We start from the raw sequence: 20,223 nt of genomic DNA on the forward strand, positions 1-20,223 counted from the left end.
AAAGCGTTTGTAGGAATTTATGCTTCAGAATGGTCAATTAATTATGTAAAAGGGACAAGAGGTTAGTACCGTACTTGTCCCCCTTGTCCCTGCCTTTATTATGATGCCTTTTCTTGAATTGCTTTTTTATTTTCAGTTGTCTTTAATTTTTCCCACGCTTGATATTGGCTAACCAAGTTCAGTGCTCTTTTGATTGTTTTATCCTGTACTTTTTCGGGGTTTTTAAGAATATTAGCCATTTGAACCAATTGAATTTCTAAAAATTTTGGATTGTTAAATTTACCTGAAAAAGAAGCCTTGTCCTTTTTCTTTGATACAGCTAGAGACTCTTTAAACATCAACAGTAGAAAACTATTTTTCTTTTGTTTTGGAACTTGCTTTATCATGTCATAGGTCTGATTGAATAACTTCTCAATATTTCGTTTTCTATAATAATATAATGCAACGCCTGCGCCACCGCCTAAGCTTAGTATTGCTCCAACCGTAAATACACTCGTCATGTCCATGAATACCACTCCTTTAAAAAGATATAAATGCTCTTATATTTTACCATAAATCTTGTCTAAAAGCATTAGCTAAAGCATTTTACCAAGAAAAGATAATTAGATTTTTAAATCTAGTGGGCAATAGACCTTATTATATGATATTTTTAAGAAGGAAGAAGTATTAAAAAGCATTTATAGGTATTTATAATATGACATAAACATGTCATATTAGGAGAGCTGTACTGATCTTATCATAAAATGAAAAGAGGTATGAATGGTGAAGAAGGTAGATTACAAAACTGATTTTAAAGACATTTATCTTCCTAAGAAAACCCCTGTCATCGTCACAGTGCCGACTATATCCTATATTATGATTGATGGTGAGGGTGACCCCAATGGGGAGGCGTTTGCTCAAGCAACTGCAGCACTTTATAGTTTCAGTTATGCTGTAAAAATGTCGTACAAAAGTAAGGATGTACCAAAAGGTTATTATGATTACACCGTATTTCCCCTTGAGGGGATATGGGATTTGCTGGATTACAATTTATCCCATACGGACAAAAATAACTTAAAGTATACAATCATGATCCGGCAGCCAGATTTTTTGACAACAGAGCTGTTTCAAAGATTTATGGAAGAGACAACAAAGAAAAAGCCGAACCCTTATCTTGATAAAATCGAATACAGAACTGTAACGGAAGGGTTATGTTGTCAGATGCTTCATGTGGGAAGCTACGATAATGAACCAGAAAGCTTTAGACAGATGGAAGCGTTCTGCCAAGACAATGGATATGCGCGAATTTCACGTACACATAGGGAAATATATCTTTCAGATCCTCGAAAGACAGAGTCCAATAAACTCAAAACCGTATTGCGTTTTCAGGTTGAAGTGAAGTAAAGGGGAATATCCCCTATTACTTATGCTCATTCTTCGTACCATCTTTCGCTATGATGGGAATTAGAAAAGATGGCAAATTCTCCTCGTCAGTCGTAACAAATGGGACTTACTTTACTAACTTTTTCGCTTTTTGCACATCATTTGGTTTAAGGGTTGGTGGTATTTTGTCTCGGCCTAGTTGCTTTCCTACTATATAACGTGCACATTTCGTTTCATTACCATAGCAGTAATGATCTTCAATTAATTTAACAAAATGCTCTGGAAAGTTTTTAAAGCTATCTTTATGGGAATCACATACTTTTTTAAATCTACATCCAGACACAGGATCACTCCTCAATGCAAATATTTTGACGGTACAATATATTACGCTTGTGGATCAGATTATGATACAAAATAGCGAGGTTTAGAGAAAATGGATGATAAATATAAAAATATATTGTAAGCATACATTTGTATCGTAGAAACATACTAATGATGAGGTGATCATCATGGAAAAGAAAGATAAGAATCCTATAAGAGTAGATACTGTGGTTCAGAAAGACATGGGGAACACTAAGAACTATTTTGATAAGGAAGCAGGAGAAACACCAGGTGCAGAATCTGTGATAGATGATATGAACATGAAAGGGCAGCTGGAGGCGGAAGCGCTTGTGGAGAAATATGAAAACAGTGGCATAAAGACAATTTGAAACAAGAGCTCTAAGGGGCTCTTGTCTGATTTTAAGCAGTTGTATTTAATTTTGTTTGAAATTGAAATAATTTTTATAATAATATATGATGGGTATATCTAGTATGACAAGCAGATAGCCTTATGGAACACTGGAGCTGGACTATATAATGGAAAAGGGAGTGCAAAAGATGTCAAGCAACAATATAGAACGAATGAAAAAGTTAATCGAAGAAAAGAAGAAACTAAGCGCACAGCAAGGACCTTCTGATGATAAGCCAAATCAAAAAATGGGGAATTATCGAAAGGCTTTTAAGAGTACAAAGCGTGGCGGGTTCTTTGATAAATAGAAGGAAGAATGAAATATTAAGCCGATTAATAGGATAGGGGAGTGGGTATTATATAATAGCTTCCCCAAGCGATATTTATGTAGATAAGTTTTAAACCAAAGGATGATGCACATGTTCAATATTACAGATGAAATGATAGAGGATGGCTGCTATACTTATTCGACCCTGCTGAAAGGGCAGCGTTATTATAAAGAGGGGAGAGTAAGAGCCGTAGATATTGATGAGGTTTCTGTACAGGCCATCGTAAAAGGTAGTGAGGATTATTTTGTAGAGGTTGTATTTACGCCTTCCCATAACCTTGATTTTGCGGAATGTGAGTGTCCTGCAAATCATGAGTATACAGGATATTGTAAGCATATCGTTGCAGTGCTTTTACATCTTAAAGATTTAAAAAAATCTAAGGTGAAAGATATGAATCCTCAGGTGGCAGATTTAAGAAGCACGCAAGCAGCTGGAGAGATTATTAACTATTTTGAGAACAAATTAAATATCTTTTCCAAGGATGAAGTGGAAATAGAGATCACCCTGGAGATGATGAGAAGTCCCATGAACTATAGCCAGAGTATACCCACCATATCATTGCGTATCGGAAAGGGAAAACTTTACGTTGTGAAGAACATCAAAACCCTTATTGAGTCCATAGATGGTGGAACCCCTTTGGAATTTGGGAAAAAATTTACTTTTGATCCTTATGTACATAAATTCAAGGAAGCAGATCAAGCAATTATCGATTTTCTGAAAGAAATGTATCAGATTGATCAAACCATCAAAGGATATAGTAGTTATGGCTTTGGCAGCGGGGGAATCTTCACTGGAAAATATATTTATTTAACTCACATGTCTGCTGTGAGATTTTTAAGACTACTGGAAAATAAAAGCTTTAAAGCGAATATACTAGAGACTGAATATGAAGATGTCAGAATTCTAAAGGAAGATTTGCCGGTAGAGTTTTTGCTTAAGAAAGTGGATCATCATTTGTTACTTAATATGAGTATCCAAGGTCATGTGGTGCCTATCACCCAGGATGGTGCCTATATGTTTTCAAAGGGAAATGTTTATAGTATCTCAAAATCCCAACGTGATACCCTAGGGCCTTTTTACAATACGTTAGCCAGGTCTGGCGTGAAGGACATTAAGTTTTCAGAAAAAGACGGTGAAAAATTTGCATCTTTGGTGCTTCCAAATATAAAAAGAGCTGGAAAGCTTGCAATAGACAGCAGCGTTGAAAGGTTATTCTATCACAAACCCCTTGAGGCCAAGGTATATCTTGATAAAGTGGGAGATAGAATTACCGCTGGCTTTAACTTCGAATATGGAGAATATGGTATCGATCCTTTTAAGGAAAATGTGAAAGGGACCGACGGGAATATTATCATCAGGGACTTTGAAAGAGAACGGAGCATCCTTGAGATTATTGAGCAAAGCGGATTTCGGATCAATAAATCGGAAGTCTATCTAGATGATGATGTGATGATTTATGATTTTATAACAGATCGTATATCGGAGCTCCAAAAATTATGTGAGATCTATTATTCTGAGAGCTTTAAGAAAATAAAGATGTATGATTCGTCTTATTACAAGGGGAGTGTACGTTTTAATGAGGTGACCGATCTTTTGGAATTTAGTTTTTCAATCGAAGGTGTAGATCGAGATAGTCTGCCTCAGATATTTGCCTCGATTAAGCAGCGGAAAAAATACTATCGTTTGCCCGATGGCTCTTTCTTACCATTAGATTCCCCAGAACTTGGGAACATATCCGATATTATTGAATACCTAGATCTTGAGGCTGAGGATTTACAAAGGGATTTTATAAACCTTCCTAAGTTTAAAGCTATGTATCTTGATAACAAACTGAAGGAATTGGACAGTATCCATGTGGAACGAAACTTAGCTTTCAAGCAGATTGTCGAGAATATTAAGGAACCAAAGGATATGGATTTTGAGATGCCCGAAAGCCTTCAAGGTATTATGAGAAGCTACCAATCCATTGGTTTCAAATGGTTAAAAACCTTAGCGACTTATGGACTAGGGGGTATTTTAGCAGACGATATGGGTCTTGGAAAAACCCTTCAGACCATTGCTTTTTTGCTCTCAGAAAAGGAAATCGTGAAGCAGCCTTCTATGGTAGTATGTCCTACATCTTTAGTATACAACTGGGAAAGCGAGGTAAAAAGATTTGCACCTTCTTTAAAGACTTTGGTGGTTTTGGGTACGAAGAAAGAACGGGCAGAAATCATCGACCAGATTAAAGAGGTGGATGTGGTCATCACATCCTATCCCTTGATACGGAGGGATATTGAGCAATATGGAGATATATCCTTCAATTACTGTATTCTTGATGAAGCCCAGCATATTAAAAATCCAGACTCCATCAATGCAAAATCCGTAAAGGAACTTAGAGCCAAAGGGTATTTTGCCTTGACGGGTACACCTATTGAGAACAATTTAACGGAGCTATGGTCTATTTTTGATTTTGTGATGCCGGGATATCTACTCTCCCATAGAAAATTTGTAGAGAAATTTGAAAAACCTATTGTGACCGGGGAGAAGAAAGAGGCATTGAAGGAATTGAATAAACATGTCAAACCCTTTGTGCTTAGAAGATTAAAGAAGGATGTGTTAAAGGAGCTTCCGCCTAAAATTGAAAGTACCCTTACTGCGGAGCTTACGGAAGGGCAAAAAGAGGCCTACCTTGCATATCTTCAGCAGATCCGTGGGAAGATTGAAGCAGAAATAAGGGAGAAGGGGTTTGAAAAGAGTCATATTCAGATCCTTGCTGGACTTACCAGACTAAGGCAAATCTGCTGTCATCCTGCCATGTTCATAGAAGGCTATGAAGGAGAAAGTGGAAAGATGGATTTGCTCATAGAGCTTTTACAGGAAGCGAAGGCAGGTGGACACAGGGTACTATTGTTTTCCCAGTTTACAGAGGCCTTGAAGCTTATAGCAAAAGCCCTCGAACGGGAATCATTATCCTACTTTTACCTTGATGGCAGTACAAAGATAGAGACAAGGGGAGCACTGGTAAAGGCCTTTAATCATGGAGAAAAGGATGTATTCCTCATTTCGTTAAAGGCTGGAGGAACAGGACTCAATTTAACAGGTGCTGACATGGTCATCCATTTTGATCCATGGTGGAACCCTGCTGTTGAGGAACAAGCTACCGACCGGGCATATAGAATCGGTCAGGAAAATTCTGTTCAGGTGATAAAGCTGATTACCAAAGGAACCATAGAAGAAAAAATATTGGATCTACACGCAAGGAAGAAAGAGCTTATTGGATCTGTTCTAGAAAATAGCGAAAATTTCATATCGAAGATGACAGAAAAGGATATTCAAGAGCTTTTTCAAATATCTTAGGGTGAATGGTTGAAATTGTTAAATAAGAAAAATGAAGCGAGTCATATTTTCCTACGGATCATTTCATTATATTTTGTAATGGCTGTATTTAACGCTTGACTAGAAGAAATGACTTCAGGATCCTGCAAATCAATTCCTTTCTGTTCTATTAACTGATGTAAATTTGTTCTCAGTTTTTCAATATCTTTTAATAACTCCTGAAGTTCATGCATAGCGATCACCACCTAGTAGATAGAATAGACAAAGTTGGTGAAAATATACATCATACGAAGCGATAGGTGATGCTAGAAATTAGAATATAAATACAATGGGGTTCTCTTCGATCGAAGAGAACCCTATGTAAAAAGGAGGAGTGTATAAAGATTATACATTTTTAGTCTACGCCAAATCTGTGAGAAAAATGTGAAGAAATTATGAAAAAGTGTCTAAGGGTAAAAATCGTCTCTAGGTCCTGCATCGATGACAAAACATAACAGATGGCTTGTTGTACTGTGTATAGGCAATTGGTTGCTGCATTGTCGCAAAAAGACGAGGATTTAGACAATTCTACAGCGACAATTGACAAAGTTTTCATGATGAAAATGCTATGATTATTTCATAGGAGAATATTTTTATTAGGAAATTTGCATAGTGAGGGATGGACGGAATGAAAGAAATATTCTTAGAAAAGGAATTACATCAGTTTGATCCAGTTGCATTGAGATATGTGTTTTCAAATATTATTGAGGAACACAATGACACTACTGCCATCGCAGTAGACTTTGCAGCCATTGAGTATGTTACCGGCATTTTTTTAGGCGCACTGATGTTTTTTCTAAAAAAAGCATGGGATAGAGGAATTACCATCGAATTGGTTAATGTACGACCCGATATTGAAAAGATATTCAAGCTTACCGCTTTGGATAGGATATTCAACATCAATTTATTGAAATGATAAAAAATAATAAGGCAGAATTCTGCCTTATTATTTTTTATCTAAACGGATAGATTTTGTCCATGACTTTCTTCCGCATTTTGAACATTGCAGGTATTTAGAGGATGGACCTTGAGGACTTTTAAAATCTTGGAAAGGTGTGATTGAATATTGATGCTTACACTTTGGGCAAATATAAGCCGATACTTTGGTATGCCATCGTACCAACAAAAACAATAGAATCGCACTCCCAGCGATAATTATATAAATCATAGATCCGATCTCCTTATAAATAAAATATGTCTAGATGAAATTTTCCATAGCCTTATTATAGCACAATAAACGAGGATGCAAAGTCTTTGCATCCTCGTTTATTGTGGTTGTGGTAAATTATGTATAGAATTGGGAAACCCCCAATTCTATTAAACCGTTATTATACTCTTCCAAAACCAAAGAATGGTCCGCCAAATAATACGATTAATAGTAGGAAGAAGAAAAGCAGGCTACTGTCATCGCCAAATCCGCCAAAGAATCCGCCTTTGCCGCAACCAGGTTCATTAAAACATCCACCAAACAATACTACAAGCAAGAGGAAGAAAAATAGTAAGTTTGTGTTGTCACCAAGAAAGCCACATCCTGGCTTTACTGCTGCAGTCTCACTCATGAAAAACAAACCTCCTTCAATGATTCTATGTTTATGTTGATATCTTTCTAATATAAAATATGCGATAGCCTAAGTATTGGTGACCTATTTATTTTGGTTACGCGAATATATCAAAATATGCTATCATGAAATATATCTGTTGTTTAAGACATAGAGACAAAGAAAGAGGATAAACATATGCATATAAAGAAAAACAGAGTCGTACAGCTTATGTTGTGGATATTGGTTATTCTATTGGGTCTGGGAACAAGGCGGTATGGAGAATATATGCCCCAGGTTATAGCAGTCTATGGGGGCGATGTTTTATGGGCATTAATGGTGTATGAAGGATTTGGATTTTTATGTAACAGGGCTTCTACGGGAAAATTATTCATCTTTACATTGATATTTTCTTATATGATAGAGTTGAGTCAATTATATCAAGCACCTTGGATTATGTCTGTGCGAAGAACCACTTTTGGAGCCTTAATCCTTGGACATGGATTTTTATGGAGCGATTTGGTATGCTATACGATTGGTGCGATTCTTGGTGTACTGATTGAAAAATATATTTTACTGAGACGAGCAAATTAAACATAAGAAGAAAAACAGGAAAAGGAGAACTTTAATATGACAGAGATTCGAATTAGAGAGAAATTAAAGGCTTTATGTCCTACGACCTTATTGGGATGTATTGAGGCCGAGATCATGGTGGAAGATTCCCAAAATGAACTTTGGAATCAGCTAAACGATGCATGTCTACATATTGCCAGTGAATTAAAGATGGAAGATATCGCTAAAATAAAAAATGTCATGGATGGCAGAGCTGTTTACAGGAAATTAGGTAATGATCCTACCCGTTACAGATTATCTTCGGAAGCATTGCTGCGACGTATTGTAAAAGAAAGAGGTTTGTATCAGATTAATAGTGTAGTAGATATTAATAATCTCATCTCAATTTCTTCTTTTAATCCGGTATGTGCGTATGATTTAGATAAAATTCAAGGACCTATCAGTTTTACCGTGGGTGAGGAAGGAGAAAGCTATGAGGGAATTGGAAGAGGAAAAATTAATATTGAAAATCTTCCTGTATTTGAAGATGAAAATGGTAAATTTGGAAGTACTACCTCAGATTCAGAACGGGTAATGGTAACCACGGATACGGTGAGACTCTTGCTTTGCGTTGTTTCTTTCAATGATGATCCCTGTATGCATCAGCATTTGGAAATGGCCAAAGGATTGCTGGAAAAATATGCGGGCGCTACAAATATAAAGATGGATATCGTACGATAGCAAACCATCAAAAAACATCCATGGCAGCATGGATGTTTTTACATATACCGAAAATTATCTTTTTAGGGATAGATGCCGCAATTTTATTATAAATATATAGAAGGGATTTAAAGATGTAAGCGTATTTTATCAGATGAGGGGGGAACATGGATGACTGTGTTTGTTTCAGACTTAATTTATAATTTTCTCATCGCATTTGGCGTTATTCTTGGTGCTAGTTTTTTTGCAGGGGTAGGAGCGATTATAAATAATCATCCACCTTTCAAGACCATGATGGAGATCGCGGCATCCTTCAAGATCTGGGCAGTTGCCATGGCCATAGGTGGAACCTTTACATCCTTTGAAGTAATTGATCAGGGTATCTTTAAAGGGGAATTCAGGGGAGTTATCAAGCAAATTATCTATATATTGGTTGCGTTAATCGGTGCCAATATGGCCTGTATATTCATTAGATTTGTTAAAGATTGTGCGCAGCTATGGCTAGAGTAAAGAAGCACGGATGGAAATTGTTTAGTTCGTTTTTATTGGGTATGGCAACTGGCGGATTAATAGGTGTGATAACCATAACTGTATTGGTTAGCTATCGTTTGGACCAATCCTACGAAGAAATTGCAGCCCTTAAAAGTGTTATTGAGGAAAAAGATGAACGATTGAGTAAACTAGAAGAGTCTACCAACAAGCAACGATTCATTCTTAAAGAGATTAGAATTGACTTCATCTTTGAAGATGATGAAATGGATAAGATTGATGAAATTGATGAAATTGAGCTAGAGAAACATATTCGAAGTAAATACATTAAGCTCATTGGAAAAGAGGTTCAATCCATTGATGTAGAATTGTTAGGGGAAGTTATGGATAGAAGAATCATGACATTAGGCAACAATACATATCAATTGTTTGTGGATAAAATAGTTTTAACAGATATATTGCACCTTTGGATAAAGGTAGAATCCAAAAAATGAAATGAACAATGAACCGTTATAAAGGGACGATTTTTTTATTGCCCTTATAACTTTATGGGTAGAATTGTGTAATAATATAGTATAATGATGTATGTAGCAGATGTGTATACATTAGAAATCATGGGCCAAAAGAATGACGTAGGCGAGCAGTATCGGCCAGAATGGAGTATGACATATGAAAATCGGAAAAAAAAGATTTGTATCGATAGCACGATTGTTGATCACATTATTTTTACCCTTGGTAATCCTATTATCTACCCTGCAAACATTTGCTTTTGATAAAGACTTTTACCTAAAGGAATTCAACAAATATGAAGTTTCAAAAGTTACAGGGATGAATATGGAAGATTTAGAAAGGGTTGCTGTGAAGCTGATTCGATATCTTCAAGATGAGGAAAAGGATCTGGTGATCAAAGGAACAGTTAAGGGAGAAGAAAGGGAAGTGTTCGGAGAAAGGGAAAAACATCACATGATAGATGTTAAGAACCTGTTTCAAGGAGGATTTTTTCTTAGAAATACAGGATTAATTTTAATCGCAGCTTCAATCCTTTTATTAAGGAGGTTAACAGACAAGGCGAATGTGGAAATTAGCAGGGGTATATTCCATAGCAGTATATTAACCCTTGTGCTCATGGGCTTACTTTTGATTTTGATGCAAATTGATTTCTATAAATACTTTACGTATTTTCATGAAATTTTCTTTGACAATGATCTGTGGCTGCTTGATCCCAATACGGAAGTACTTATTCAAATGCTTCCGCTGGAGTTTTTTATCGATATTGCCACCAGGGTCATCCTATGGTTTGTGGGAATTATGATTGTTATGGGTGGAGCAGCCTATGCAAGGTTAAAAAAAGCAGCATATTAAACAATAAATCAGCCAAGATTATAATCTTGGCTGATTTTATTTTAATACGATTTATATATTGCTCATAGGGCCATGGATGAATTTACAGGAATTCGCAAATCATCAATGAGTACATTTAGTGCATCTGCCAACTTTTCGATGGTTGCAAAACTAGGATTTCGTTTGTCTCCCCTCTCCAGTTCTTCAATGTAGCTTTTAGACAAATTACTTCTCAATGCCAAATCTAACGAGGTATATCCTTTTTCCTTTCGCAATTCTCTGATCTTTGTGCCATTGACCATTCAGAATGCCTCCTTTAGATAAGTATTTTCCTAGGATGTCCATTGGTAAGAAGATGACAAGACCTATGCTTGTTAGAGGTATACTTTTATATATGCTGAATTTTCAAATGCTATACTATTATTATAGCATGGATTGAATAGAAATCATTTAGGAATTGTTAAATTTCCCTAGGAATACAGCATCATTTTCTCGAACGAAGTCATAAATTGTTGAATAATGGCGTAAAATTTTTTCGGGAGTTGTAGTACGATTAAGAAAATTTAATATGATTGAAATAGTCTAATCAATTGATTATGATGAATAGAGAGAAGTATTTCTGGAGGCGAAATAAATATGATTAAAATCAAGAACTACCTACATCAATATAGAAGAAATGGGAAACTGTTTCTTTTAAATAGTTTTATTTCCTTTTTTACGATGAGTGCCTTTAGTATTCTACTAGGCATATTTTTAAAAGAAAAACAATATGGAGAGGCTTTCGTAGGCTCCATTATGTCAATTCAGATTGTCGCCATGGGTATAGGATCGCTGCCCTCAGCTTTTATGTTAAATAGATGGGGAAATAAGAAAAGTTTGATTTTATCCTTGTCATTGATAGCCATTGGTGGTGTTGGGCAAGTCGCTACAGACAGTGAAATAATGATTATCATCTATTCCATCGTATATGGCCTCGGTTTTGGTATACAGTTTACTGTGGAGCCCCTATTCCTGGTAGAAAACAGCTCTCCAGTAGAGAGAATGTCCTTATTCAGTTTAAATTTTGTCTTAAAAAATATTGCCATGATGATTGGAAACTTTTCAACAGGATACATTTCAGATTATTTAAAACAATATATGAGCAGTGTGGAAGCCATAAAGTGGATACTCATAGGCTGTAGTATCATTGCTTTATCTGGTATTTATGCAGTAGCTAGAATAGAGGAATATGAGATAGGTCAGACAAAAAGCTCTAACAATTTTTTTGCAGGATACAAAAACATGATGAGCTCGTCAGTAATCTTATACATCCTCTACAATGCATTAATAGGACTAGGTGCAGGAATGGTTGTACCATTTTTTAGTATTTACTTAAAATATGCGTTACATGTGGATGACATGGTGGTGGGAAGTATTTTATCCTTTGCCCAGCTGGGAACGGTACTTGGGGGAATGCTTATTCCAATATTGGTTCTGAAGCTAGGGAAGCCTAAAACAGTGGTGCTGTGCCAGATCCTTTCTATTCCTTTTTTGCTTTCAATAGCTTTTCCACAGGGTTTAGCGTTAGTGGCAGTTTCGTTTTTTATGCGGTCTTCCCTTATGAACATGGCGCAACCTGTATTGCAAAATCTCTCTATGGATTTAGTTCAGAAAGAAAGCAGGTCATCCTTGAGCAGCTTCCTGGCTTTATCTAATAATATTTTGAGAGGGGCAGGGGTGTATCTAGGCGGCATGATGATGGAACGATTTACATATAATACACCATATTATTTTACTGTGGCTATGTATTTCATAGGAACTATATTGTTTATGATCATTTTTATGAAGGATCAATTGTGGGGACTGAGAAAACAGCTCCAAAAGCAAGGGTAAATGCTTAATGTATGTTGATTTCTCAAGTATAGTCGGATACAATTCTCATCATACTAATGGAATAGAAGGATCTTATCTTGAAAGAAGATGGTGAATACCATGGAGGATATTGAAAAAAATGAGATTTTCGTAGTGATTAAAAGGCTGCCAAGATATAGCAAATTAATCTACCATTTGTACAAAGCGCCCTTTGTGACAAGAAAACAAAAATTACTCCTTTCTACTGCCATGGGTTATCTCATATCACCCATAGAGTTGGTCCCTGGATTTATACCCATAGCGGGACAGGTAGATGATCTGATTATCGTACTGACAATCCTAAAAAAGGTATTGAAATCAAGTGAAAGTAAGTTGATACAGGATTTATTATTGTATCAAGGATTGACGATAGAGATGATTGATGAAGATATTCGAATCAGCATGGCGTTTGCTAAAGCAATGGTGATGAAGGCAGGTCGATTAATGGGAAGAACAGTCCTGTGGGTAGGAAAAGGCAGCCTTGCTGTAGGAAAGAAAGTTATTGGAAAAAGATACTTAAAAAGCAGTAAGATGCAAAAGAATTCTAATCAGAGGTTGCATAAAAAGCCAAAATATAGTAAAAATGAATAGAGAGTAAAATACAGCAAGAGAGGATGATACATATGAGCAACCCAATCGTAACGATTACTATGGAAAGTGGAAATGAAATAAAGGTTGAACTATATCCTGATATAGCACCGAATACGGTGAACAATTTTATTTCATTGGTACAGAAAGGATTTTATAATGGTTTGATTTTCCATAGAGTGATACCTGGATTTATGATCCAAGGGGGCTGTCCCCAAGGGTCAGGTACAGGGGGGCCAGGATACAGCATCAAGGGTGAATTTAGCGGTAATGGATTTAAAAATGATTTGAAGCATACAAAAGGTGTACTTTCTATGGCAAGAGCAGCCCATCCAGATTCAGCTGGATCACAATTTTTTATTATGCACGAGAATTCACCCCATTTAGATGGACAGTATGCGGCCTTTGGAAAAGTGATTGAGGGTATAGAAGAAGTAGACCGAATCGCAGGAACTAAAACGGACTTTAGAGATAGACCTGTTGAGGATCAAAAAATGCAGAAGGTCACTGTAGAGCTTTTTGACAAGGAATATGCAGAGCCTGAGAAAAAATAGCTAGGAGAATTCTCCTAGCTTTCCTAATCCTATAGAAAAACATATTAGGTATGGATGTTGATTGAGCGGGAGTGATGGGATGGACGTAAATACACTAGCAATAAGGAATAATATTTTAAAATTAGCTGGGCCGGCAATATTAGAAATGACTTTGCATACGCTGGTTTGGACCGTTGATACAGCGATGATTGGGAGACTAAATCCTGCATCTATCTCAGCTGTCTCACTGGGCGCCCAGATGATGTTTATTAGTATGGCCATTTTTGGTTCAATCGGAATAGGTGCAACAGCCATGGTGGCAAGGAATGTGGGGGCAGGGGATTTAGAAAGAGGACGAAAAGTTGCTGCTCAAGCCCTCTCCATGGGTATTGTAATTAGCATACTGCTTTCTTCCGTGGGTATGATTTTCTCAAAGGAGATTTTTTCTTTTGTCGTAGATGATCCTCAGCTCATTTCTTATGGGAGTGTCTATTTACGGTATGTACTAATAGGTGGATTTTTTTTGATTCCTTTAGGTGTAAGCAATGCCATATTAAGGGGTGCAGGGAATACGATTATACCTTTAAAAGCGGCATTATTTGCCAATCTATTTAATATTATCGGTGACTATGTATTGATTTTTGGAAAATGGGGATTTCCCCAGCTCGGGGTAAAGGGTGCAGCCATAGCTACGGGTCTAGCCCAGATGCTAGGTGCATTTATATCATTATATTATTTGTTTTCAGGGAAATATGGGATTAAGGTAAACCTAAAAGAGTTATTTATTCTAGATAAGGAAATATTGTCGAAACTCTTTCGATTAAGTATACCAGCAGCATTTGAAATCACTATGAATGATGGCAGCCGATTATTATCATCCTTCTGGATTGCAAAACTAGGAACTGTTCATTTTGCTGCTAATGCCGTAGCCGTAGCAGCTGAATCCATTTCTTTCATGCCTGGATATGGATTTGCCATCGCAGCTACCACATTAATGGGACAAAGCTTAGGGGCAAAGGATGTGGATGTAGCCCATAAAAGCACCATGAAGTCGATGCAATATGCGGTGATTCTTATGGGAATCATTGCAGTCATATTTCTTACGATACCCCGTTTGATTATGTCATTATTTACATCAGATCAGAAAACCTTGCTCTTGGCAACCCAGTGCATTCGTGTTGGTGCCCTAGAACAAATACCGATTGCCATTGCTATGGTGATTTCTGGAGCATTGAAAGGGGCAGGGGATACAAAAGGTCCGTTCTATATTTCATTGGCGACAAATTTAGGTGTCAGGCTTCCTTTGATATTTATGATTGTATTCTTCTGGAAGCTGAGTATTGTATATGTTTGGGTTGCCACTGCCCTCCAATTCACTCTAGAGGCGCTATTGATGACTTGGCGCTATAGAAGAGGTAAGTGGAAAACCTTAGAGCTTGGCTAAATAAATAGGCATCTTCCTTTAGGAGGATGCCTATTTATTCTCTATAAGCTGCATAGCCTTTTCAAAAATAGTGATATCTGGAGAAATGGGACTGGGTAATTGATTCATTGAAAACCAGCCAACCTCATGACTTTCGAAACTACATTGTAATTGACCAGAAATGTATTGACATGCATACACAGTAATATGGGAATCTTCATACATGAACTCATGGATTTGTTGTTCGATCTGGCATAGAATGCCTGTCTCTTCCCATATTTCTCTGCAAACAGCTTCTTCTTTCGTCTCGCCGGGATCTACAAATCCTCCGGGAGGTCCCCAAAGCTTAGGATACCATTTTCTATGAACAAGAAGCACCTGATGATCCTTTACAACAATTCCCATTGCTGCAACCTTCATTTTTGTTCCTCCTATGATCATAATAGCCAGGAGAAATCCTGGCTATTACCATTTTGTCAATAATGTATGATAAGTAATTATAACCTGTTGCTTGATCCCAATACATTACGAATTTTGTGTTGTACCATATCTTTAATCGCAGATCTAGCAGGCGCTAAATATTTTCTTGGATCAAATTCTTTTGGGCTTTCCATGAGTAATCTTCGAATCGCTGCTGTCATGGCAAGTCTCAAGTCAGTATCGATGTTTACCTTACAGACGCCTAATGTAGCTGCTTGGCGAATCATATCTTCAGGAACGCCTTGGGCGCCGGGTATGTCACCGCCATACTTGTTACATAGGTCTACAAATTCTGGAAGAACAGTAGAAGCACCATGTAAAACAAGGGGTGTATTTGGAACAAGGTTTGTTATTTTTTCTAGGCGTGCAAAGTCTAATCGCGGCTCTCCTTTAAATTTATAGGCACCGTGACTTGTACCAATTGCTATAGCTAAAGAATCTACGCCAGTTCGTTCTACAAATTCTGCTGCCTGATCTGGATCAGTAAACGTAGCATCCTTTTCGCTAACGTTCACATCATCTTCAACACCAGCAAGCTTTCCTAATTCCGCTTCTACTACCACACCACGTGCATGGGCATATTCTACTACTTTTCTTGTAAGGGCAATGTTTTCTTCAAATGGGTACTTAGATCCATCGATCATTACTGAAGTGAATCCATCATCTATACACATTTTACAAATTTCAAAATCCTCACCATGATCAAGGTGTAGTACAATATCTAGTCCACTATCTTCGACTGCGGCTTCAACGAGTTTTCTAAGATAGATTGGACTTGCATATTTTCTTGCACCTGCAGAAACCTGAAGAATAAGTGGAGACTTCTCTTCTTTTGCTGCTTCAACAATACCTTGAATAATTTCCATATTATTCACATTGAATGCACCGATTGCATATCCTCCCAATGCAGCCTTTTTAAACATTTCAGTTGACGTAACTAATGGCATGGTAAAACCTCCTAACATTGAATTCATTTCATTCGTTTTTAACTTGCTTTTGAACCGTTGTATGTATAGTGTTTTCAACTGTTATTATATAATAACAGATTTAAAAAAACCATAAAAAATAAAAATGACATAAAAAATAACTAGGAATTGACAGAAATTTAATGTAAAATAAGATATAGAAAAAACAAGAAGTATAGCTTGACCTAGAACATAACAAACTAAAGTAAGTACAAAAATGCGCAATATATTTATGTCTATAAATTTATCCATGGTGTATTTAACGGTCTACTTAACTAGTTTTATACTTTTACAGTGAATTTTATTCCATGATATTCGTACTTATATGAACTTTACATGGATGAAAGAACTTACTTATAACTATGGGATAACTTTGGACAGCAATATACTGCAAGCCATGACGAGCCTATAAAGGCGGGGGTGATTCTTCATGAAGTATAAAAGTCAAATTCCTAATATATTTACATTTTTAAATCTTTCCTTTGGTATTCTTGCAATTATTGCTGTTTTTTATGATCAATATGGAACGTCTGCATGGTTGATTATTTGTGCTGGTTTGTTAGATCGAATGGATGGTCAACTGGCGAGAAAGCTAAATGCCGTGAGCGAATTTGGGAAGGAATTAGATTCCTTGTGTGATTTGATTTCCTTTGGTGTAGCACCGGCTATTTTGATGTGGCACTTAAATCTTATGGGAACAGGTGCACTGGGTATTGGGATTACCTTGATGTTTGCCCTATGTGGTGCATTCCGACTAGCAAGGTATAATATTGCAGAATTTGAGGGTGTCTATATGGGTATACCAATTACCATCTGCGGTGGATTGGTGGCGCTGATGTCTTTATATTCTACCCGCTATGCCACAAGCTTGCCCATCGTGTTTGTTACAATGATTTTTCTTTCCTATGCCATGGTAAGCAAACGAATTAAATTAAGAAAGAGATAGAAAAACCCACCTTACGGTGGGTATATTTTTGTATTTATACTGGAGATGCTAGTAAAAACAAGGAAGTAGGGGAGATCTATAATGCAGCTGCCAATAGATTTTTTAAAGAGAATGAAGTCTTTGCTAGGGGATGAGTATGAAGATTTTATTCGATCCTATGATGGATCAAAGTATCAAGGCTTAAGGATCAATACATTGAAAATATCTGTGGATGAATTTCAGAAAAGATCTCCATTTTCCTTAAAACCCATTCCTTGGACAAAGGATGGTTTTTATTATGAAGAAGGAGAGCGGCCTGCAAAACACCCATACTATCATGCTGGATTATATTATATACAAGAACCCAGTGCCATGGCGCCGGCATCTGTGTTAGATGTTGTGCCAGGGGATAAGGTGTTGGACCTTTGTGCAGCACCTGGAGGGAAAACAGTACAGCTTGCAGCAAAGCTCAAAGATAAGGGGATTCTTGTTACGAATGATATCAATTTACAGAGGGTTAAGGCCTTGATTAAAAATGTTGAGTTGTTTGGGATTAAAAATGCTATCGTCACCAATGAAAGTCCTGAGAAGTTAACAAGATATTTCTCAAGATATTTTGATAAAATTCTAGTCGATGCCCCGTGTTCTGGAGAAGGAATGTTTCGCAAGGATGAAAAAATGGTGAAAAGCTGGGAACGACAAGGCGTTGAGCCCTATGTGGCCATGCAGCGCAGTATCATGGACTGTGTGGATGGGATGCTGGACGCTGACGGAGAATTATTGTATTCTACGTGTACTTTTTCTCCTGAAGAAAATGAAGGAATTATCGAGGAGTTTATATCAAACCACGAAAATTATATGATTCGTCCTATATCTAAGGCTTTGGGTTTTGATGAAGGGAGACCTCAATGGGTTTCAGGCAGAGAAACCTTAAGGGGGAGTGCGCGGCTGTGGCCCCACAGGCTAGAAGGAGAAGGACATTTTTTAGCCTGGTTAAAAAAAGGACATGATTTGTTAAGAGAGATAAATGCCAAGGGAACAGATGCAATAAAGGCACCTAAATTATTTGCTGCTTTTGTGGAAGAAAACTTGAATGTTCAGCTGGAAGGCTGTTTTGAGATACATAATGATCAATTATATTTATTGCCCGATGGATTACCACCTTTAAAAGGTTTGAAAATTTTAAGATCGGGATGGTTGCTCGGAAGCTTAAAAAAAGATAGATTTGAGCCAAGCCAGGCCATGGCCATGGCATTATCTCGTACGGATGCCACGAGAACAGTAAATTTCAAAGTCAGCGATCCAATGATTGTCAAATATCTAAAAGGAGAGACATTGGATATCGAAGGGGAGAAGGGCTGGACCTTGGTATGTGTAGATGACTTTCCAGTGGGATGGGCGAAGCAGACGGGTACCATGTTAAAAAACTATTATCCACCTGCTTGGAGATGGATAGATTAGGAGGCTTGTATGGCGAAAACACAGAGATTAGATAAAGTCCTTAGTAATATGGGCTATGGAACCCGCAGAGAAATAAAGCTCTTTATGAAAAAGAATAGTGTAGATGTCAATGGAGTACATGTAAAAGATGGAAGTGTTCATGTAGACCCCCAGGAAGATGTGATTAAGATCAATGGGGAGAAGATACATTATCGGGATGTGGTCTATCTCATGATGAATAAACCCCAGGGGGTCATATCTGCAAGCTTCGATCCAAAGGTGGAGACAGTGGTGGATTTGGTTGATGAAACCTATCGTGTATTCGAATTGTTTCCTGTGGGTAGATTAGACAAGGATACCGAGGGATTGCTCATATTAACGAATGATGGTAAGCTTGCCCATGAGCTGTTGGCACCGAAAAAGCATGTTCCGAAAACATACTATGCACGAATTGAGGGGCGGGTTACCGATGATGATGGAGACGCTTTCCAAAAAGGTGTAACCTTGGATGATGGATATGTAACCCAGCCTGCATCACTAAAAATACTAAAAAGTGACGAAGTTTCTGAGATTGAGTTAACGATTTATGAGGGGAAATTCCATCAAGTGAAAAGAATGTTTGAAGCTGTGGGAAAAAAAGTTACCTACTTAAAGCGGATTTCCATGGGCAATCTAAAGCTCGACCCACAGCTTGGTTTAGGTGAATATAGGGAACTGACAGAGGGAGAACTTCAGATACTTGTAAATAGATAGAGGTGAAGCTGCGCTTCACCTCTATCTATTCAGTGGGGGCATCTTCCTCATCAGTGGTTGCATTTGTATCAAACATAGACATGAGCTTCATCATCTGGGCCATTTTTTTGAACTGATCAATGTTCTTTGCTTGTTCCTCGGGCAGCATAGGTCGTATGGCTTCAATCATTGCATCAATTTGCATTGGAGAATCGCCGCCATTTTCAGTCTTGACTTGACGTTGGATATCTAGTACCTTTTTTACATCTTTGAACTTATCCATCATAGATATCATATTGGTAAAGTTGTGGATTTGGGCTTTGTTTTCACTGCTTATATTATCTCCAAGAAGTTCTACAATTTCATTGACGATCTCTTTATTAAACTTTCCAGAAGAGGTCTTAGTTTTTGCTAAGGTTTTACTTAGACCTTGTATGGAAGAGACCTTTTTTACACCCTCTAATATTTTAGTGAATCTTTCAATGGAGTGAGAATCAATAACTGGGGATGGTGAAGAAATAGGATTCAGTGAAATCAGCTTTCTATCAAAACTCTGGGTAGAAAGTTTTGGTTTGGTCAGTACAAAAGGATTTCGGTCCTTTAATAGAAATAATAGTGCAAAAGGAATAAGTATAAGAACCAATTTTTTATTACTTTCAGAGGTGAGCTGGGCGATGCCAAGCTCCTCAAAAGATTTTAGAAACTCATCAGGATGAGAAATTTCATGATTGTTTGAGGAAATGAAATCATTCATAGTTAGCCTCCTAACATAAAAATGCACCTTTATTCTATACTATGCACGCCATGAATTATGGTTACAATATTCTTA

At 37.2% G+C, this 20,223-nt stretch carries 25 protein-coding genes; 17 read left to right on the forward strand and 8 right to left on the reverse strand.

The features are described 5' to 3' along the window. Nucleotides 1-98: 98 nt before the first annotated feature. The gene (locus K0R93_RS05425; protein WP_300298660.1) at nucleotides 99-506 is read right to left on the reverse strand and encodes a hypothetical protein; all 408 of its coding nucleotides are present in this window, start codon (nucleotides 504-506) and stop codon (nucleotides 99-101) included. Nucleotides 507-762: 256 nt separating this feature from the next. Here K0R93_RS05425 and K0R93_RS05430 point away from each other — a divergent pair, with 256 nt between their 5' ends. Beyond that, on the forward strand, nucleotides 763-1,383 hold the full coding sequence (locus tag K0R93_RS05430) for a GyrI-like domain-containing protein (RefSeq protein ID WP_300298663.1): 621 nt from the start codon (nucleotides 763-765) through the stop codon (nucleotides 1,381-1,383). A gap of 106 nt (nucleotides 1,384-1,489) precedes the next feature. Here K0R93_RS05430 and K0R93_RS05435 read toward each other — a convergent pair whose 3' ends face one another. After that, entirely contained in the window at nucleotides 1,490-1,705 is a 216-nt protein-coding gene (locus tag K0R93_RS05435; protein WP_300298666.1) for a hypothetical protein, read from the reverse strand. Nucleotides 1,706-1,871: 166 nt separating this feature from the next. Between K0R93_RS05435 and K0R93_RS05440 the strand changes: the two genes are divergently transcribed. From K0R93_RS05440 to K0R93_RS05450, 3 genes are all read left to right on the forward strand, one after another. Beyond that, entirely contained in the window at nucleotides 1,872-2,072 is a 201-nt protein-coding gene (locus K0R93_RS05440) for a hypothetical protein (protein WP_300298668.1), read from the forward strand. A gap of 169 nt (nucleotides 2,073-2,241) precedes the next feature. Next, entirely contained in the window at nucleotides 2,242-2,400 is a 159-nt protein-coding gene (locus K0R93_RS05445) for a hypothetical protein (protein ID WP_300298671.1), read from the forward strand. Between the two features lie 111 nt (nucleotides 2,401-2,511). After that, a complete protein-coding gene (locus K0R93_RS05450; RefSeq protein WP_300298674.1) occupies nucleotides 2,512-5,760 on the forward strand; it encodes a DEAD/DEAH box helicase in 3,249 nt (1,082 codons plus the stop codon). Between the two features lie 41 nt (nucleotides 5,761-5,801). Here the strand turns inward: K0R93_RS05450 and K0R93_RS05455 are convergent, their stop codons facing one another. Then, a complete protein-coding gene (locus tag K0R93_RS05455; protein ID WP_300298677.1) occupies nucleotides 5,802-5,972 on the reverse strand; it encodes an aspartyl-phosphate phosphatase Spo0E family protein in 171 nt (56 codons plus the stop codon). 434 nt (nucleotides 5,973-6,406) lie between these two features. Between K0R93_RS05455 and K0R93_RS05460 the strand changes: the two genes are divergently transcribed. Continuing rightward, nucleotides 6,407-6,694 (forward strand): STAS domain-containing protein, encoded by a 288-nt coding sequence (locus K0R93_RS05460; RefSeq protein WP_300298680.1) that lies wholly within the window; start codon nucleotides 6,407-6,409, stop codon nucleotides 6,692-6,694. Nucleotides 6,695-7,106: 412 nt separating this feature from the next. Here K0R93_RS05460 and K0R93_RS05465 read toward each other — a convergent pair whose 3' ends face one another. Further along, on the reverse strand, nucleotides 7,107-7,337 hold the full coding sequence (locus K0R93_RS05465; protein WP_300298683.1) for a hypothetical protein: 231 nt from the start codon (nucleotides 7,335-7,337) through the stop codon (nucleotides 7,107-7,109). Between the two features lie 177 nt (nucleotides 7,338-7,514). On the opposite strand from K0R93_RS05465, the gene K0R93_RS05470 reads away from it, so the two are divergent. The 5 genes from K0R93_RS05470 to K0R93_RS05490 all read left to right on the forward strand — a co-directional run bounded on the left by K0R93_RS05470 (nucleotide 7,515) and on the right by K0R93_RS05490 (nucleotide 10,439). Then, nucleotides 7,515-7,910, forward strand: a complete 396-nt coding sequence (locus tag K0R93_RS05470) for a ribosomal maturation YjgA family protein (RefSeq protein ID WP_300298685.1) — start codon at nucleotides 7,515-7,517, stop codon at nucleotides 7,908-7,910. Between the two features lie 36 nt (nucleotides 7,911-7,946). Continuing rightward, nucleotides 7,947-8,609, forward strand: a complete 663-nt coding sequence (locus K0R93_RS05475) for a B3/B4 domain-containing protein (protein ID WP_300298688.1) — start codon at nucleotides 7,947-7,949, stop codon at nucleotides 8,607-8,609. A 150-nt stretch (nucleotides 8,610-8,759) separates the two neighbouring features. Next, nucleotides 8,760-9,098, forward strand: a complete 339-nt coding sequence (locus tag K0R93_RS05480; RefSeq protein ID WP_300298690.1) for a YtrH family sporulation protein — start codon at nucleotides 8,760-8,762, stop codon at nucleotides 9,096-9,098. Further along, complete coding sequence (locus tag K0R93_RS05485) at nucleotides 9,086-9,571, forward strand: hypothetical protein (RefSeq protein WP_300298693.1); 486 nt, start codon at nucleotides 9,086-9,088, stop codon at nucleotides 9,569-9,571. The genes K0R93_RS05480 and K0R93_RS05485 overlap by 13 nt, the downstream gene beginning before the upstream one ends. Nucleotides 9,572-9,746: 175 nt before the next feature. Then, entirely contained in the window at nucleotides 9,747-10,439 is a 693-nt protein-coding gene (locus tag K0R93_RS05490) for a TIGR01906 family membrane protein (RefSeq protein WP_300298696.1), read from the forward strand. A gap of 62 nt (nucleotides 10,440-10,501) precedes the next feature. Here K0R93_RS05490 and K0R93_RS05495 read toward each other — a convergent pair whose 3' ends face one another. Next, a complete protein-coding gene (locus K0R93_RS05495; protein WP_300298699.1) occupies nucleotides 10,502-10,720 on the reverse strand; it encodes a helix-turn-helix domain-containing protein in 219 nt (72 codons plus the stop codon). Between the two features lie 334 nt (nucleotides 10,721-11,054). Between K0R93_RS05495 and K0R93_RS05500 the strand changes: the two genes are divergently transcribed. The 4 genes from K0R93_RS05500 to K0R93_RS05515 all read left to right on the forward strand — a co-directional run bounded on the left by K0R93_RS05500 (nucleotide 11,055) and on the right by K0R93_RS05515 (nucleotide 14,873). Then, nucleotides 11,055-12,290: an MFS transporter gene (locus tag K0R93_RS05500; RefSeq protein WP_300298702.1), complete on the forward strand. Its 1,236-nt coding sequence runs from the start codon at nucleotides 11,055-11,057 to the stop codon at nucleotides 12,288-12,290. Nucleotides 12,291-12,389: 99 nt separating this feature from the next. Then, a complete protein-coding gene (locus K0R93_RS05505) occupies nucleotides 12,390-12,899 on the forward strand; it encodes a YkvA family protein (protein ID WP_300298705.1) in 510 nt (169 codons plus the stop codon). A 32-nt stretch (nucleotides 12,900-12,931) separates the two neighbouring features. Further along, the gene (locus K0R93_RS05510) at nucleotides 12,932-13,450 is read left to right on the forward strand and encodes a peptidylprolyl isomerase (protein ID WP_300298708.1); all 519 of its coding nucleotides are present in this window, start codon (nucleotides 12,932-12,934) and stop codon (nucleotides 13,448-13,450) included. 79 nt (nucleotides 13,451-13,529) lie between these two features. Next, nucleotides 13,530-14,873, forward strand: a complete 1,344-nt coding sequence (locus K0R93_RS05515; protein WP_300298711.1) for an MATE family efflux transporter — start codon at nucleotides 13,530-13,532, stop codon at nucleotides 14,871-14,873. Nucleotides 14,874-14,903: 30 nt separating this feature from the next. Here the strand turns inward: K0R93_RS05515 and K0R93_RS05520 are convergent, their stop codons facing one another. Further along, complete coding sequence (locus K0R93_RS05520; RefSeq protein WP_300298713.1) at nucleotides 14,904-15,272, reverse strand: NUDIX hydrolase; 369 nt, start codon at nucleotides 15,270-15,272, stop codon at nucleotides 14,904-14,906. Between the two features lie 77 nt (nucleotides 15,273-15,349). Beyond that, nucleotides 15,350-16,279 carry a class II fructose-1,6-bisphosphate aldolase gene (gene fba, locus K0R93_RS05525; RefSeq protein ID WP_300298716.1) on the reverse strand — a complete coding sequence of 310 codons (930 nt, stop codon included), beginning with the start codon at nucleotides 16,277-16,279 and terminating at the stop codon, nucleotides 15,350-15,352. A gap of 448 nt (nucleotides 16,280-16,727) precedes the next feature. Between fba and pssA the strand changes: the two genes are divergently transcribed. From pssA to K0R93_RS05540, 3 genes are all read left to right on the forward strand, one after another. Beyond that, entirely contained in the window at nucleotides 16,728-17,243 is a 516-nt protein-coding gene (gene pssA / locus K0R93_RS05530; RefSeq protein WP_300298718.1) for a CDP-diacylglycerol--serine O-phosphatidyltransferase, read from the forward strand. 81 nt (nucleotides 17,244-17,324) lie between these two features. Then, entirely contained in the window at nucleotides 17,325-18,683 is a 1,359-nt protein-coding gene (locus K0R93_RS05535; protein WP_300298720.1) for an RsmF rRNA methyltransferase first C-terminal domain-containing protein, read from the forward strand. Nucleotides 18,684-18,692: 9 nt separating this feature from the next. Next, nucleotides 18,693-19,415, forward strand: coding sequence for a pseudouridine synthase (locus K0R93_RS05540; protein WP_300298723.1), 723 nt, complete (start codon nucleotides 18,693-18,695; stop codon nucleotides 19,413-19,415). Nucleotides 19,416-19,440: 25 nt separating this feature from the next. Here the strand turns inward: K0R93_RS05540 and K0R93_RS05545 are convergent, their stop codons facing one another. After that, on the reverse strand, nucleotides 19,441-20,148 hold the full coding sequence (locus K0R93_RS05545) for a hypothetical protein (protein WP_300298725.1): 708 nt from the start codon (nucleotides 20,146-20,148) through the stop codon (nucleotides 19,441-19,443). Nucleotides 20,149-20,223: the final 75 nt, after the last annotated feature.

Source organism: Anaerosolibacter sp. (genome assembly GCF_029240175.1).
Taxonomy (GTDB): Bacteria; Bacillota; Clostridia; order Peptostreptococcales; family Thermotaleaceae; genus Anaerosolibacter.

Bases quoted from the DNA above. Each gene is read 5' to 3' on its own strand.
- K0R93_RS05500 (WP_300298702.1), top strand. From the start codon at position 11,055: ATGATTAAAATCAAGAACTACCTACATCAATATAGAAGAAATGGGAAA.
- K0R93_RS05445 (WP_300298671.1), top strand. From the start codon at position 2,242: ATGTCAAGCAACAATATAGAACGAATGAAAAAGTTAATCGAAGAAAAG.
- K0R93_RS05485 (WP_300298693.1), top strand. From the start codon at position 9,086: ATGGCTAGAGTAAAGAAGCACGGATGGAAATTGTTTAGTTCGTTTTTA.
- fba (WP_300298716.1), bottom strand. From the start codon at position 16,279: ATGCCATTAGTTACGTCAACTGAAATGTTTAAAAAGGCTGCATTGGGA.
- K0R93_RS05535 (WP_300298720.1), top strand. From the start codon at position 17,325: ATGCAGCTGCCAATAGATTTTTTAAAGAGAATGAAGTCTTTGCTAGGG.
- K0R93_RS05540 (WP_300298723.1), top strand. From the start codon at position 18,693: ATGGCGAAAACACAGAGATTAGATAAAGTCCTTAGTAATATGGGCTAT.
- K0R93_RS05475 (WP_300298688.1), top strand. From the start codon at position 7,947: ATGACAGAGATTCGAATTAGAGAGAAATTAAAGGCTTTATGTCCTACG.
- K0R93_RS05470 (WP_300298685.1), top strand. From the start codon at position 7,515: ATGCATATAAAGAAAAACAGAGTCGTACAGCTTATGTTGTGGATATTG.
- K0R93_RS05515 (WP_300298711.1), top strand. From the start codon at position 13,530: ATGGACGTAAATACACTAGCAATAAGGAATAATATTTTAAAATTAGCT.
- K0R93_RS05440 (WP_300298668.1), top strand. From the start codon at position 1,872: ATGGAAAAGAAAGATAAGAATCCTATAAGAGTAGATACTGTGGTTCAG.
- K0R93_RS05460 (WP_300298680.1), top strand. From the start codon at position 6,407: ATGAAAGAAATATTCTTAGAAAAGGAATTACATCAGTTTGATCCAGTT.
- K0R93_RS05545 (WP_300298725.1), bottom strand. From the start codon at position 20,148: ATGAATGATTTCATTTCCTCAAACAATCATGAAATTTCTCATCCTGAT.
- K0R93_RS05495 (WP_300298699.1), bottom strand. From the start codon at position 10,720: ATGGTCAATGGCACAAAGATCAGAGAATTGCGAAAGGAAAAAGGATAT.
- K0R93_RS05425 (WP_300298660.1), bottom strand. From the start codon at position 506: ATGGACATGACGAGTGTATTTACGGTTGGAGCAATACTAAGCTTAGGC.
- K0R93_RS05520 (WP_300298713.1), bottom strand. From the start codon at position 15,272: ATGAAGGTTGCAGCAATGGGAATTGTTGTAAAGGATCATCAGGTGCTT.
- K0R93_RS05465 (WP_300298683.1), bottom strand. From the start codon at position 7,337: ATGAGTGAGACTGCAGCAGTAAAGCCAGGATGTGGCTTTCTTGGTGAC.
- K0R93_RS05505 (WP_300298705.1), top strand. From the start codon at position 12,390: ATGGAGGATATTGAAAAAAATGAGATTTTCGTAGTGATTAAAAGGCTG.
- pssA (WP_300298718.1), top strand. From the start codon at position 16,728: ATGAAGTATAAAAGTCAAATTCCTAATATATTTACATTTTTAAATCTT.
- K0R93_RS05450 (WP_300298674.1), top strand. From the start codon at position 2,512: ATGTTCAATATTACAGATGAAATGATAGAGGATGGCTGCTATACTTAT.
- K0R93_RS05480 (WP_300298690.1), top strand. From the start codon at position 8,760: ATGACTGTGTTTGTTTCAGACTTAATTTATAATTTTCTCATCGCATTT.
- K0R93_RS05490 (WP_300298696.1), top strand. From the start codon at position 9,747: ATGAAAATCGGAAAAAAAAGATTTGTATCGATAGCACGATTGTTGATC.
- K0R93_RS05510 (WP_300298708.1), top strand. From the start codon at position 12,932: ATGAGCAACCCAATCGTAACGATTACTATGGAAAGTGGAAATGAAATA.
- K0R93_RS05455 (WP_300298677.1), bottom strand. From the start codon at position 5,972: ATGCATGAACTTCAGGAGTTATTAAAAGATATTGAAAAACTGAGAACA.